Annotated in this window: 13 protein-coding genes; 1 reads left to right on the top strand and 12 read right to left on the bottom strand. The window is 34.2% G+C overall.

Annotated elements, in window-relative coordinates; translation table 11 throughout:
* Positions 1–10: 10 nt before the first annotated feature.
* Positions 11–817, bottom strand: a complete 807-nt coding sequence (locus tag RWM19_RS02135; RefSeq protein WP_313983117.1) for an alpha/beta hydrolase — start codon at positions 815–817, stop codon at positions 11–13.
* Between the two features lie 105 nt (positions 818–922).
* The gene (locus RWM19_RS02130; protein WP_313983116.1) at positions 923–3064 is read right to left on the bottom strand and encodes a hypothetical protein; all 2142 of its coding nucleotides are present in this window, start codon (positions 3062–3064) and stop codon (positions 923–925) included.
* Between the two features lie 197 nt (positions 3065–3261).
* Here RWM19_RS02130 and RWM19_RS02125 point away from each other — a divergent pair, with 197 nt between their 5' ends.
* Positions 3262–3918: a YoaK family protein gene (locus RWM19_RS02125; RefSeq protein ID WP_313983114.1), complete on the top strand. Its 657-nt coding sequence runs from the start codon at positions 3262–3264 to the stop codon at positions 3916–3918.
* A 29-nt stretch (positions 3919–3947) separates the two neighbouring features.
* On the opposite strand, the gene RWM19_RS02120 is transcribed toward RWM19_RS02125, so the two are convergent.
* From RWM19_RS02120 to RWM19_RS02075, 10 genes are all read right to left on the bottom strand, one after another.
* Positions 3948–5531 (bottom strand): alpha-amylase family glycosyl hydrolase, encoded by a 1584-nt coding sequence (locus RWM19_RS02120; RefSeq protein ID WP_313983112.1) that lies wholly within the window; start codon positions 5529–5531, stop codon positions 3948–3950.
* A 104-nt stretch (positions 5532–5635) separates the two neighbouring features.
* Complete coding sequence (locus RWM19_RS02115; protein WP_294020479.1) at positions 5636–6076, bottom strand: DUF3021 domain-containing protein; 441 nt, start codon at positions 6074–6076, stop codon at positions 5636–5638.
* An 11-nt stretch (positions 6077–6087) separates the two neighbouring features.
* Positions 6088–6522, bottom strand: a complete 435-nt coding sequence (locus RWM19_RS02110) for a LytTR family DNA-binding domain-containing protein (protein ID WP_313983109.1) — start codon at positions 6520–6522, stop codon at positions 6088–6090.
* Between the two features lie 171 nt (positions 6523–6693).
* Positions 6694–8223: an FGGY-family carbohydrate kinase gene (locus RWM19_RS02105; protein ID WP_313983107.1), complete on the bottom strand. Its 1530-nt coding sequence runs from the start codon at positions 8221–8223 to the stop codon at positions 6694–6696.
* Between the two features lie 7 nt (positions 8224–8230).
* Entirely contained in the window at positions 8231–9055 is an 825-nt protein-coding gene (locus RWM19_RS02100; protein WP_313983105.1) for a BtpA/SgcQ family protein, read from the bottom strand.
* A 2-nt stretch (positions 9056–9057) separates the two neighbouring features.
* On the bottom strand, positions 9058–9870 hold the full coding sequence (frlC, locus tag RWM19_RS02095) for a fructoselysine 3-epimerase (RefSeq protein WP_313983103.1): 813 nt from the start codon (positions 9868–9870) through the stop codon (positions 9058–9060).
* A gap of 121 nt (positions 9871–9991) precedes the next feature.
* Complete coding sequence (locus RWM19_RS02090; RefSeq protein WP_313983101.1) at positions 9992–11053, bottom strand: SIS domain-containing protein; 1062 nt, start codon at positions 11051–11053, stop codon at positions 9992–9994.
* A gap of 18 nt (positions 11054–11071) precedes the next feature.
* Entirely contained in the window at positions 11072–11851 is a 780-nt protein-coding gene (locus RWM19_RS02085) for an alpha/beta hydrolase family protein (protein WP_313983099.1), read from the bottom strand.
* Positions 11851–12645 carry a fructoselysine 6-kinase gene (gene frlD / locus RWM19_RS02080; RefSeq protein ID WP_313983097.1) on the bottom strand — a complete coding sequence of 265 codons (795 nt, stop codon included), beginning with the start codon at positions 12643–12645 and terminating at the stop codon, positions 11851–11853. The genes RWM19_RS02085 and frlD overlap by 1 nt, the downstream gene beginning before the upstream one ends.
* Positions 12642–13991: an amino acid permease gene (locus RWM19_RS02075; RefSeq protein ID WP_313983095.1), complete on the bottom strand. Its 1350-nt coding sequence runs from the start codon at positions 13989–13991 to the stop codon at positions 12642–12644. Before RWM19_RS02075 ends, frlD begins: the two co-directional genes overlap by 4 nt.
* Positions 13992–14178: the final 187 nt, after the last annotated feature.

The following is a 14178-nucleotide window of genomic DNA, read 5'->3' as shown; positions in this document are numbered from 1 at the left end:
AGTTAAATTCTTAATTACTACTTATCAAAAAATTTAAAACTGTTCTATTAAAATCAGAAACTTCTTGATGTACTGCATGACCAGAGTTTTCAAAAATAATTTTCTGACAATTAATTTTTTCAGCAAGTTCATTAGAAAATTCTACTGGTATAACTTGATCCAATGCAGCACCTATAACCAGAGTTTTAGATTGAATTTTATCTAATTTATCAAAAGTATTAAATTTCAAGCATGATCTAGCTAAAATAATAAATCTATTAAGCTGATCTAATCTTGGCTTAAATAGAAATTGTACTAAAATAGATAACCACTTATTTTTTGCTATATATCTTTTTGAATAAACAGTTTCAAGCATATTTTCTTGCAGTTCTTGTAACTCACCATTTTCAGCTAAAACAATCCATCTATCTACGACCTTGTTTGTTGTAGGATTATTTCTTGATGTAGTTGCCACTAAAACTAGTTTTCTAACAATGTCAGGGTAATTTATAGCTAATAGTTGAGCAATCATTCCCCCTTGAGATACCCCTACAACATCAACTTTATCTAAATTCAACTTTTTGATACAATAAGCAATCTCTTCCACCATATCGCTAATCTCATAATTCTCATTGAGATGTTCTTTATGATCAAATATAAAAACTTTATAATCTCTCAAAAAATTTCTATAGTAAAAAGCAAGTTGTAAAGCTTTTCCTTTTATTCGCTCGGTATTCAAACCTGGTATCAATAATAAATTCTTGTTTCCATAACCAAATGAAACATAATTGATTGTGTCATCGTAGAATTTAATTTGACTATTTTTTGCATTATACATAATGTATCTCTCAATAATTTATTTATACAACAAATTGTATCATATTGATAAACTCTAAAATAGTAACCGTATCCTAAGCTGTACGTTTAGCCATGATTAAGATTATCACTCATTTTGATTTGCGATTGTGATGATGTAGTCACGATTGCTAAAGGTCACTTCACTTGCTGTACCATTTTGATTCCATTTTGGAGGATTTAGTTTTGGTTTTAGATATTTACCATTTTGCCCATATTTACAATAACCGATAAATACTGCATTCTGTTGTGCTAGCTTCGCAGCTAGCGTTGGAAGGTCAATCTTCTCTTTTATATTCTTCTGATTCTCAACGTCAAGATATTTAAATGCTTTGTGTAAATAGATTTCTGATCCACTCCAATCTAAAATCTCATAGAAGATACGATGCAATTCTCTTGCCTGAGAAATTTGTGTCATAACAGACGCAGCCACATTACTACCCACTATATAATCCTCTGCTCCTGTACGTTCCGCAAGATTCTTGTTTTCGTCATAATTCATTTCGCAGGTGATAAATAGCTCTGGCAATAAATCTGCTCGTATCTTTCGTAAGGATAACAGACGAGAGATTGTAAGGTTATCTGCGTACTCTTTCTGCTGCTGTCTAGATAAATTCTCATCCACAAAAATATTATCTGAAAGAATCATTGCGCTACGAATTTCTCTATGTTCTGGTGCACTCATAAATTCGTATAAACTATTATAGTGGTCAATATCCAATGGAATCCACTCTAGACGGACATTTGTAATCTTCTGGATTTCCTCTTGTATCTCTTCATATGCTAGATACGTATCTAATTTCTCTTGTGTTTCAAGAATGTATACAGGCGTATCTTCATGCAAGAATGTTTCAAGTTCCTTTAATACTTGTATTAATAAGGTACTTACACCGATAATCGCATCTGGTCTTGTGTGTGGACTAAAGTTTTTCTCTTTAACCTCTTTGCAAGAAACGGTACATGTTTTTTTTGTAACTTCAATCGGATTATCATCCATCTGTAATACATAGAAGTGATCTACATCTTTGACTAGCTTACTCTTCATCGTTGGTAATAGACATGATTCCATTCCCTCCCAACGATTGCCATTGAGTCGTCCCTGCTCAACTTTATTATTGATCTTACCATGCGAGCCTCCAATAATAGTCGCATTGGTTAAATACTGATTTAACTCATAGAGTGTCAAATCATTTATATGTTTCTTACTTCCATCTGAGTCAATTACTCTTTTACCAGATAGTTTTATTGAATTCTTATCTACATAGTAGATGTCACTTCCTTCATAGTTAAATAAGGTAGTGAATACATGTGATAATCCTGCAGCTCTACTAGAGTTTGCCATAATACGTGACATTAGCTCCGGATAACAGATTACTTCCAAATCTTTTCCACCCGCAAGTCTTGCAGTATTCATATTTTTCTTATCATGAATGACAGCAGTAATATAAGGAAGTTTCTTTCCCTTTACCCCACTCATACGTAGCTCATGAATGATTCCACTACATGCAAGAATAACTTTGATTGTTTCATCGTCATCATCTTCATTTACAATAATTGACTTACAGTTTTGAATATTACAGTTTTCTAAATTACTAGAATGTACTGTCGTTCCGTAACGGCATAATACCTGTGTATGCTTTGCATAAGGAACAAATACTTCATGATTCTTTTTTGCAATTCTTTCACGCTCTTTATCTTTTTCAGTGATAAAAGCATGCACTTGATCATCCATCTCAGCCTTTTCACATGCATCATCAAGTACCACAACTGTTTGCATCTCTCGATTCAGATTAGACTCCATAATCTCCGCAAGTATCGCAAATGTTGTATCATTCCATCCAAGTATCAAAGTATGATTATTTTCCAACACTTCCGCATTACCATTTCTAAGCCGCTGTAGTTTTGTCTCTATACCAGTTGTAATAATACCAATCAAGATACTCGTAAAGAAAAGACCAATGATTGCCGCAATTCCATTAATGATAATAAAAAGTAGCGAGCCATCACCAGAAGAAGGAATTTCCGCATTGATTGCGGTCGCAAAACTATCCCATATTGCATGTAATGGTGAGCATTCATCACTTGCCCCAAATAAGATCAAAATACTCGCCAAAAACAAAATCATAAAAATAGTCGCAAATAATAGAGCACGAATCATACTACCCGTACCCCTTGCCATTCGCTTATCTAGCCAATAGCGAAAACGTTGAAATAAATTATTCTTTTTCATGTTCCCTTACCCACTTTAAAAATAATTTGGCTGAAATCGATGATGTGCGTAAAAAATAATAACCAGTATTATCATAACACCTTTACATATTTCTTACATAGGTTCCTTCACATTCCATCTAAGAGACTTGTATTCATAAATAATTAAGCCTAATATAAGACTTGAACTTTCTAGGAATGATTTAAGGATGGTGAACCATGAAAGAACAACAAATGTCAGATGCATTTATCACTTCTACTTTTCTCGCTTTTAGCGGCGGATTACAAGATGCCTATACTTTTAATACTAGAGACCATGTATTCGCAAATGCACAAACCGGTAACCTAGTCTTAATGACGCAGAATTTGATGGAGGGCAATATCGCACATAGCCTAAATTATCTATTGCCTATCTTCGCTTTTATCGTCGGTGTATTTGTCGCTGAACAACTACAAGGTCGACTAAAAGAAAAGAAATCTCTTCACTGGAGACAATTTATTGTACTCATTGAGATTATCACGTTATTACTTGTTGGTTTTATCCCTGGTAGTCTTAACAATATCGCAAATATGCTTGTTTCATTCTCTTGCGCCTTACAAGTACAATCTTTCCGTAAGGTAAACGGAAACACATATGCTAGTACCATGTGCATCGGTAATATCAAGAGTGCCACCGCAAGATTATCCGCTTTCTTTCGTACAAATGATAAAACATACTTTCACCAATCCATGCATTACTTCGGAATTATCGTAATATTCGCAATTGGTGCTGGTCTTGGTGGTGTAATATCCAAACAGTTAGGTTATCCAACTATCTGGATTTCTTGTGCTGTTCTATTGATTCCATTTATTCTAATGCATGAACGTAAAGCCTAAATATTAAAAATACCGCAGCTGCGGTATTTTTAATTTTGAAAGCTCTTTACCCAGTTAATCAATGAATCATGATAAACATTATTTGCGACATCACGTTTCATTTGTTCTGTTACAGGACCATTCTTCGCAAGTTTTTCTAGAACACATGCTTGTAGTTCTTCAATACTCATTTCTTCATAAGATTTACTATGATCGACAGTTACCTGCTTGATTGTTTCCTCTTTTACTGCAACTTGCTTGATTTCCGGAATCTTAACTTCTCTTTTCCTGGTTACTGTTTCATCATAGTCTTCCATCCAGATTTGTCCTGAACATGCATGCAGATGAACATGTAGATTTCCATCAACACTCTGAATTTCTCCACTCAGCAGTTCCGTATAAGTTCCAGTTGCCGGAATATCTAACGATGAATCTACTTCATCGTTATTCACTACAACGATTGCCTGTGTTATCTCGTTTGTACGTGAGAAAGCATACTGACGATTTGTTAATCGTAGTTCTTGATATATACCATCTGAAAATACAGAATTCTTCTGTCGAATTTCACCAAGTCTTGCGATGATATTGGTACAGCCATTCTCATCTAGTGCATTTGGATAATCTTCCAAGTTAATTGCAGGACGTAAAACCACATCGGAATGTTTCTCTTTTCTTCCTTCAATACCAAACTCACTTCCATAATAAACAGAAGGAATACCCGGTAGTGTATACATCAAAATATGTACTGGTACAAATTCGTGTTTGTTGAGTAGTCTTGTATAAATACGTTCCACATCATGATTATCCACAAAGTTATAAAGATGATATGGTAGATTACCTTTATCTAATAGATAACGCACTGTATGGGCAATCTCAAAATAGTTATGTTCATTATGCCCAGAATATAACGCTTTATATAATTGATAGTTTGTCACAGAATGTAACATATCAGAATTTACCCAACGACTATAGTCGCCATGAATCACTTCCCCCATCAACCAGAATTCAGGCTTGATTTCATTTGCCAGCATACGTAACTCATGCATAAAACCAAAGTCTAATACATCTGCCGCATCTAATCGAATTCCATCCACATCAAACTCACTCACCCAATATTTCACCACATCCAATAGGTATTTTCTAACCGCAGGATTGTGTTGATTGAGTTTTACAAGTAAGTTATAACCACCCCAGTTATCATAGGAGAAGCCATCATTATATTCATTATTCCCCTGGAAATTCACATTACAATACCAATCTCTATATTGAGAGCTTTCACGATTGTGTTGAATATCCTTAAACGCAAAGAAATCTCTTCCCGTATGATTAAAGACACCATCAAAGATTACGTGAATACCTTGATGATGACACTCTTTTACAAACTTCTTTAGATCCTCATTATCACCAAGTCTAGAATCCAACTTATAGTAATCTGTTGTTTCATATCCATGTCCAACTGATTCAAATAATGGTCCAATATACAACGCATTACAGCCAATTTCCTTGATATGTTTGATCCAAGGGCCCAATTGATTCAAACGATGTTCTGTAATTTGATAATCATTATTCTTCGGTGCATCTGTTAATCCTAATGGATAAATATGATAGAACACCGCATTCTCATACCACTTCATAATAAATCTCCTTAAAAGCACCTCTCTATCTTAATACGTTAATTATAATTTATCATCCCAAACCAAAAAAATAACGGCCTACTTATGATAGACCGTTAAACTATTCATAATTTATTTATTTCTTTCACTCGTTGATTCATCTGTTTTACCAGTTTCTTTTGTTGTAGATAAAATAGAAACCAAATAACAAATGCAAGTGCAATCTCTTCTAAAAGTATCGCAATCATCAGTAGTGGTCCACGATGCATAGGAATCCAACCTACAAGGAAAGCTGTAACTGTCATAATAATACAACCAGTCCCCATATGAATAATTGTCTGTGTAAAAAGAGATAACTTCTCATTGTCATAAACTATTGCAGGTAGCCCAAAGCCAAGTCCAATTACCACTGTTGCGATAGCCATCTTAGAAAATGCGTAATTTGTCATTTGGATATTTCCATGGAAGATACGATCAATGATAACTCCAACGATAATAAATATTATTGCGGCAACGCCCATTGATACAAATATGTTAAATAGTAGTGTTTGTTTCTTTGTTTTCATGTTTAGCCTCCTTAAATTCCTAGATATCTTTTTAGATCAGGTAAATACTTTCTTGATACATAATCAGAAGAACCATTCTTTAACTTTAGTAATAAAGTGCCACCAAAGCCTGTCTCTATACTTTTTATACAAGAAAGATTAATGACTGTTTGTTTCGATATTTGCATGAAGCAAGTCCCGATCTGCTCAAGCATCTCATACAAACGTCTTCGGGAATAATACTTCTCGTTTTCAGTATAGATAACAGTATCTCCACCCTCCACGCGTATCATATATATCTCTTCCGCCTTCAAGACTATCATCCGATCTTCACTCTGCACGATTAGCGGTATATCCTTAGAGTCGAGTACATCAATAACTCTCTGTATTTCATCCGTAATCGCATCCGTATAAATCGTTACATGTGGAGGGGAAAATTCTTTTGATAGTTCTACATTTACTTTCATCTTCGATTCTCCTTTCGTATCTTTTCTACTGTGATATTATCGCAAGTATTTCATACTGTCTCGCCATTTTCGCTAAGATGCATAATTTACAATGTAAGATACATATATTCAATATCAAAAAGAGAAAACGTAAAAAATCACACCTCATGCGAAGTGTGATTTTTAGGTAAGTTAATTTATTTCATCCATCATAGTCATTAATTCCTTATTCTGTTTATACAGCTCAATGTATATCCTATAATAAGGTTCATATTTTTTGGTGTTTTCCAAATTTGGATAATATACTTTGCCTGTCTCAATTAGCTTTTTTGCTTCTGCAAAATCATTAATATGCTTAACTCCTATCATGGCCATAAGTGCATCACCATAACTTGCACCGATAGTCACAGATGGTGTCTGTAGTTTGATTCCTAGTACATCAGATAACATTTGTATCCATACTTCATTTTTTGTGCCACCACCTGTTACCATAATCTGATTTATAGGAATCCCTAACTCCTTAAATATTTCAAAGTGATGTTTAATCGAATAACATACAGATTCATATGCTGCCCTCATAATATGTTTACGAGTATGTGCTAGATTCAATCCAAAGATGATTCCTTTTGCATGCGCATCATTAATTGGTGTTCTCTCTCCAGCAAAATAAGGTAATACAACCAACCCTTCACTGCCAATAGGAATTTCCTTTAAATCCTCCATCATAGCTTGGTATGCATTAATACCACCTTGTTTTTGTTCTTGAACTTTATCCGGATAGAAAGTATCTCTAATCCATTTTGTTAAAGCACCTGATGTATTTGTTCCGGCAGATATATCATATGTATTAGGAACTATAAATTCTTCCCGCCAGAGGCGATTATCATCATACAATTTATCCGTACATAAAATTATATATGCTGTCGAACCCATTTGTACTAACATATCGCCAGGCGTCATAACACCACTACTAATAGCCTCTGCTCCAGAATCATCTCCACCAGTAATAACTGCTGTTCCTATTGCCAATCCAGTATCTTTCGAAGCTTCATCTGTAATATACCCAGCAATATCTGTTGTTTTTTTGAGTACTGCAAGCTGGCTTGCAGTACATATTCCATCTATATATTGCTCATTAATGGAGCCATCGCGTCTATACAGAGGATTAAAACTTGCTAGGCCTAAGAAGTTATCGATTGTATAATTTCCCGTTAGTTTAAAAGTTATGTAAGAGGAGGCCGTTAAAAACTTATGTGTTTTTCTATACACATCCGGCTCATTATTTTTTATCCACAAGATCTTTGGGGCGATATCACTTGATCCTAACGGTCTTCCAAAAAGTTCAATAACTTTATCTCTTCCCCATTTCTCTGTTAATTCTTGACATTCGGATATTGCACGTGCATCAATTCCATAGAGAATTGCTTTGCGTAATGGTTTTCCTTCAATATCTACAGGTAGACAATCTGAACTCAGTGCACTAATTCCAATACTCTTAATATCTTTAGGATCAACTTGCGATTGATTTATTAGTTTTTGAGAGATAATGCAAACATCCTTATACCAAACTTTATCCGCATCGTGCTCGAAATAATTTGGTTTTGGATTCTCAACACCATGTGTTGTAGATGCTGATACAACTTCACGCCCCAGTTCATCAATCAAAATACCCTTTGTCTCATTTGTTCCTACATCAATTCCAACAAAATATTTTGATGCCATAATCTTATTATTCCTTTCTAATTCGATTAACAACATCCATAAATTCTTTAACTCTATTTACATCTACTCTTAAATTATTTCCATTACTATCTTGTAATTTACCGTCTATCTTAAAATATGTCCCAACAACTGCAGCATCTGCATACTTTAATTTAGATTCTATTGTTTCAGGTCTACATCCTGTATTCGCTAACACTGCAACATTTGGACATGCATCTTTAACGCATTGAATTAAATTTTCATTAACATCTTGTCCTGCCGCACTAGCAGATATACATAATCCATCTGCTCCAGTTTTGAACACTGTCGATTTTGCGATTTCAGCCAGTTCTCTTGTATCTAAATTCTTGTCAGATTCTGGATTAATAAAATAAAGCATCTTTAGATTAGCTAAATGTAGTTCCGTTTTTCTTCTTAAGAGTTTAGAAATGTCATTATTATAAAAGCCACCATCCCCAACATACACACCCGAGAACGTACCTCTACAAAAATCAGCATCTACAGCTCTAGCAAGTTCCAATGTCGCGGTTCCGTCAGATATAGCATCAACTCCAAAAGGAACTATAATATCTTTTTTCAGTTCTCCAATAATTCTTGCCATACATGCAACAGTAACATAATCCATTTTTCTTTGATATGGAAAACTAAACTCATTTGATATTAATATTGCATCTATTCCACCATCAATTAGTGATTTTAGGTCCATTCTTGCATGTTCAACAATTATATCTAGACTATCACTAGAAGTATATCTTGGATCTCCAGGCAATGCGTCTAGATGAAGCATCCCTATAATGACTTTGTCTTTGTGCCATAAATCATTCATCCACATATTTATAGTCCTTCTTTTAAGTTATCAATTGCTAGTTTTGCGTAAATACTAGGTTCATTTAGATATTTTGTTACTAACTCAATTGTTACTGTCCTATCATATCCACTCTGACTTAGTTCTTGCATAAAATTCTTTAACGGCAAATTACCGTAGCCCGGACAATAATGATCTTCGGATTGTCCGTCACTATCAACAATATGCATATGTACTAATTTGCTTCCTAATTTTTTATTAAATGCAATAATATTTTCTCCTTGTATATACGGTACAACAATATCATTCATTGCAAAGAAATAAGGAGAATTAAAGTGATTGCATAATTCCAGTAGTTGATTGGATGTAGTTGTTACATTTGATTCATATATTGTTAATGGTTCATACACAATTTTTATACCAACTTTTTCTGCATACGCTATTATCTTCTCTAAACTATCATATAAACGTTCTTTTATTATTTCTTCAGTAGCTTCAAAACCAGCATGCCCAGCTGAGATTAAGGTGTATTCTGCCCCAATGGCTTTTGCAAAATCTAAAGATTTATATACATATTCCAAAGAATTATCACGCATGCTTTCATCTTCCCACATCAAATTAAATGGATATGCGTTTAATTCTGGTGTATATACGGTTACAGGCATATTATATTTTTTTATTAATTCATTGATTCTATTTGCACATATTTCAAGATCATAAGGATATGCATGTGGTCTTGCACCCCATAATTCAATATAGTCATATCCAAATCTCTGTGCATCTTGAAATGCCTTTTCAATATCAAATCTTTGATATCCGCATGTAAATAACCCAAATTTCATAAAATTCTCTCCTATCTTTCTTTATGAAAACTGATGTTTCTCTACCTATTAAAAATATGATATAAAACATAAATATTACCGGTTAAACCGATAATATTTATTGTTTATCTCAAAAATTATGTTAATAATCAAACTGACGGTAATATCTTCTAATACTTAAAGGATGTCTTAAGAACTTTTCCATATATGCATCTATACGATTGTTAACTGCATGCATAACAAGATGCGATATACTGCCCCTATATTCTTGCTTAATTCCTCCCAATTCAAATTCTTTTGTATCAATAATAATGTAATTTGAATTTACTTGAGGTAAGAATCTTGCTACTCTTTCTGATAATGGTCTTTGTTCATCTTCGCCAATGAATAAGGTAATTGGTGTATCCTTTACTATGATTTCTTGCATTCCGTGAAAAAATTCAGGAGAACTAATAGACTTTGTTCGTATCCACATTTGCTCTTCCCAATAGCACATTGCATAGGAATATGTTGCACCATACTGATTACCTGCACCTATAAAATAGTGTGGTAAATCTGGATGTTTATCCAAAAATTCTACTTTTTGTTTAGCATAGTGATATGCCCATGCATCTACTTGCTTTTCTACATTAACTAATACCTTTGCCAAATTTTCTTCCATGTTTTGGTTATAGTCTTCATATTCGGAAAACTCACCATTTTTAAACATAAAATAATTTGCTGTCATATAAAATTTTAACTGCTCATTTTTCGGATATAAAATTAGGTAATCTTGTTTATCCGGCTGCGTTAAAACTGTATTTGGGGTATCAATAAAACTAAATACCTTTCCACCAATTTCATGTACCTTATCTACAAGTTCAATCATTTCTAGTGTATTACCAGATACAGATGATAAAATTGCAATTGACTTGTTAGTAAACCGCTTATTCCCCGTTGTTAAAAATTCTGCTGCATTTTCTACATAGACAGGCAATTTGCTCCTACCACGCATATATACTTCAACCTGCATTGCGGAAGCATATGTTCCTCCTATACCAATATAGAAAATATTATCAAATCCTTCATTCCAAATTTGATCAATAATTTTTTCAATATCTTTTCGTAGTGCTAAAGCACCATTTACACTTTTTAAATCTTCATTTTCATGAAAGTTACGGAGATTAGCACCTTCGTCTTCTTTCCATAAATTTGTTGTTATCATATCTAATCTCTCCCTTTCTCAATATAGTTTAAAGTGATCAATATCATATTTTTCAAAATATTGTAGAGCTTTCTGTATTGCAATATCCCATACAGGCCACTCATGATCACCACTTAACTCTCGATAAGTAATATCTATCTTATTCTTTGCAAATCCATAAAACTTACGATTGCTCTCAATCAAGAAATCCTCTGTTCCACAGAGCTGAATAAGAGATGGGTAAATACTATTTGAATCATGGTCTAGATATTTATAAATATCAAAATAATCTTTTTGATTAATTATTCTATCTATTTCCGTCGTATCCATCTCTTCGAATATCTTATCCTCAACCATGCAACGTAATTCTTCTAAATGAATCACAGGAGACAAAGCCGCAATTGATGTGTATTGACTTGGATAAGTCATACCAATCTTTAGCGCTCCATAGCCACCCATACTTTCTCCTGCAATAAAAGTATTTTCTTTTTGTGTAGGTATCTTAAACCACTGCTTTAGATAATTAGGAAGTTCTTCGGCAATATATGTTGCGTATTGAATCCCATCTATATTTGTATAAAAACTTCTACCTACCTCAGGCAAAACGATGATATAGCCAAACTTCTTTGCATAATATTCTAATTTTGTAAAACGCAGCCACTCCTCAGCATTACCGGATAAACCATGTAATAGATATAAGGTTTTATACTGACCATTACATATTGGTGTTACATCATTTGAATTATCAGGCATTAAAATATTGCAGTTTGTTGTCACCTTTAACGCAGTGGAATAAAATGTCATTCTGATAACTGCCATTACCAAGCTCCAAAATATTTTATTGTTTCAGTTGCATTTTCTGCACCTGCATGCATACTTTCAATAATAGACTCACCATGTATGATTGCATTTAGGAAGCCTGCAATATAACTATCTCCTGCCCCCATTGTATCCACCACGTCATCGCAATGAACAATGCCCATTTCATGATAATCTATCCCATCAAAGCACAGACTACCTTTTTCTCCACGCATTGCTATAACAAGTTTAGGACCTCTATTATAGATTTCCTTCATCTGTTCTTTTAGCTGATCCATTGAACTTTCATCATTAGAGAAGAATACGTAATCACTATGTGGAATTGCAACTTTACATGCTTCATCATCTGGTCTTGTTGCACAATCAAAAGCTGTTAGAATTCCTTTACGGTGTAACTCCTCAAAATAGCCTTCAACCTTCCCCCAGAGATCGCATATTACGATGTCATGTTTACATATGAATGAAATATCATCTTCTGACAAATGATAGTCTGATAGAACCCCTTCATCATAGTCGCCAAAAACTCGTTCCCCATCAATAAGTTCAACCTGTGTAACTGCTGTTTTTCCTTCTTTAAATTGCAAGTGACTTACATCAACCCCTTTACTTTTGATTGCATTGTACATTACATGTCCAAATTCATCATTTCCTACGGGACCAATATATGAGGCTTTTCCTCCTAATCGTACTGTATACACAGCCATATTAACGGGGCCACCACCAGGAAAGGCGGTACCCCCATTCATATTTTGATAATAGTCAACACAGTTACTTCCAATTGCTGCTAATTTCATATAGCAGCCTCATTTTTTCTTTGTTTGTTTTGATTTTCCCAGAAATAATAAACTGGCAATCCTGTTCCTACAGCTAAACCTGCGCAAATCAAACCAGGAATTGGAGCCCAGATGAATGTTGACCAAATGAGAGTGCCTGTCATAAACATTGCAATGATTGGCATTAATACTCCACCCGGCATACGGTATACTGGTTTGTAATGTTCCTTTTTACGTAATACGAAGATTGTTCCAAATGTTAAGAAATTCTTTAATAGTGCAACCAATGTAAAGTAGCCTAATAGATCAGATAAATTTGTTGCAAAAATCAAGATAATAGCAACGATACACTGTACAACGATTGAGAATGCTGGTGTTTCATATTTTGGGTGTACCTGTGCAAAATGTTTAAAGAATAAACCATCTTTTGCCATTGCATATTCAATTCTAGGTTGGAACATAATACAACTTGAAAGTGACCCAATTACAACGATAATAGCCATAATAGCTACAACGACACCTGCTGCGTTACCAATTAATGGAATCTTAGATGCTAGTAAAGCAATTGGCGCTTCTGAAGCAGCTAGTTCCTCAACTGATAATAAACCAGAGGAGACTACTGTTAAGCTAACATATAACGCAAGTACGATTACAGCAGTTAAAATTAATCCCTTTGGCAAGTTCTTACCTGGATCCTTTATTTCACCAGACATATAGCAAGCTGCACCCATACCATCATAAGACCATGTTGTTGCAGAAATTCCTGCTAACAATGCTGCAAACCCTGTTGCGGCACCTTCTAATGGTTTACTTGATAAGAATAAATTAGAGTTAATATTGAATAATCCAATTCCAATAATTAATGCAAAAGGAAGAATCTTTAATGCAGTAATGATTGTCTGGAATTTTCCTCCGCCTTCAACACTACGAATATGGATAATCATGAATACAATTACTAATGCAACTGCAACTAATTTTAGAATTAGACCATGAACTGGCAAGAAGAATCCTAGGTAGTTTGCAATTGCTAAAGCCATAATTGAGATTGATGGAGGGTCAGTTGCCCAGAAGCTAATCCATCCGCATAGGAAAGCTAACGGACGAGAACCAGCTTCACGGAAATAGACGTATTGTCCACCATCTTCAGGAAACGCCGATGCAAGTTCTGCATAACAAAAATTTGCTGGAATCTGTAACAAACCACCAATCAAAAATGCTAATACTAGCGTTAAACTACTTCCCGCTGCACCAGCTACTTCTGATAAGGATGAGAAAATACCAGATCCTACTGTTGTTCCAACACCAAGTGCAATAACTGCACCTAATCCAAGTTTGCGTTTCAAATCTTGGGTGTTCTGATTAGACATATTATGTGTCCTCCTTTTTCTTGTGGCATATCTACACTTTAAAACCCATCTCTGCCTTTTTGGTTTACATATATACCACTATTTAACTTTATTATACCAGTATGTTTTACCTTTGCAACCCCTTACATATATGTATTTGATAAAAAGTATATAAAGTTGTTAAAATAAGTTCATGAAAGTTATGACT

It is taken from the genome of uncultured Solobacterium sp. (genome assembly GCF_963517755.1).
In the GTDB taxonomy this organism is placed as follows: Bacteria; Bacillota_I; Bacilli_A; order Erysipelotrichales; family Erysipelotrichaceae; genus Bulleidia.
This window is presented reverse-complemented; position numbering and strand designations above follow the sequence as displayed.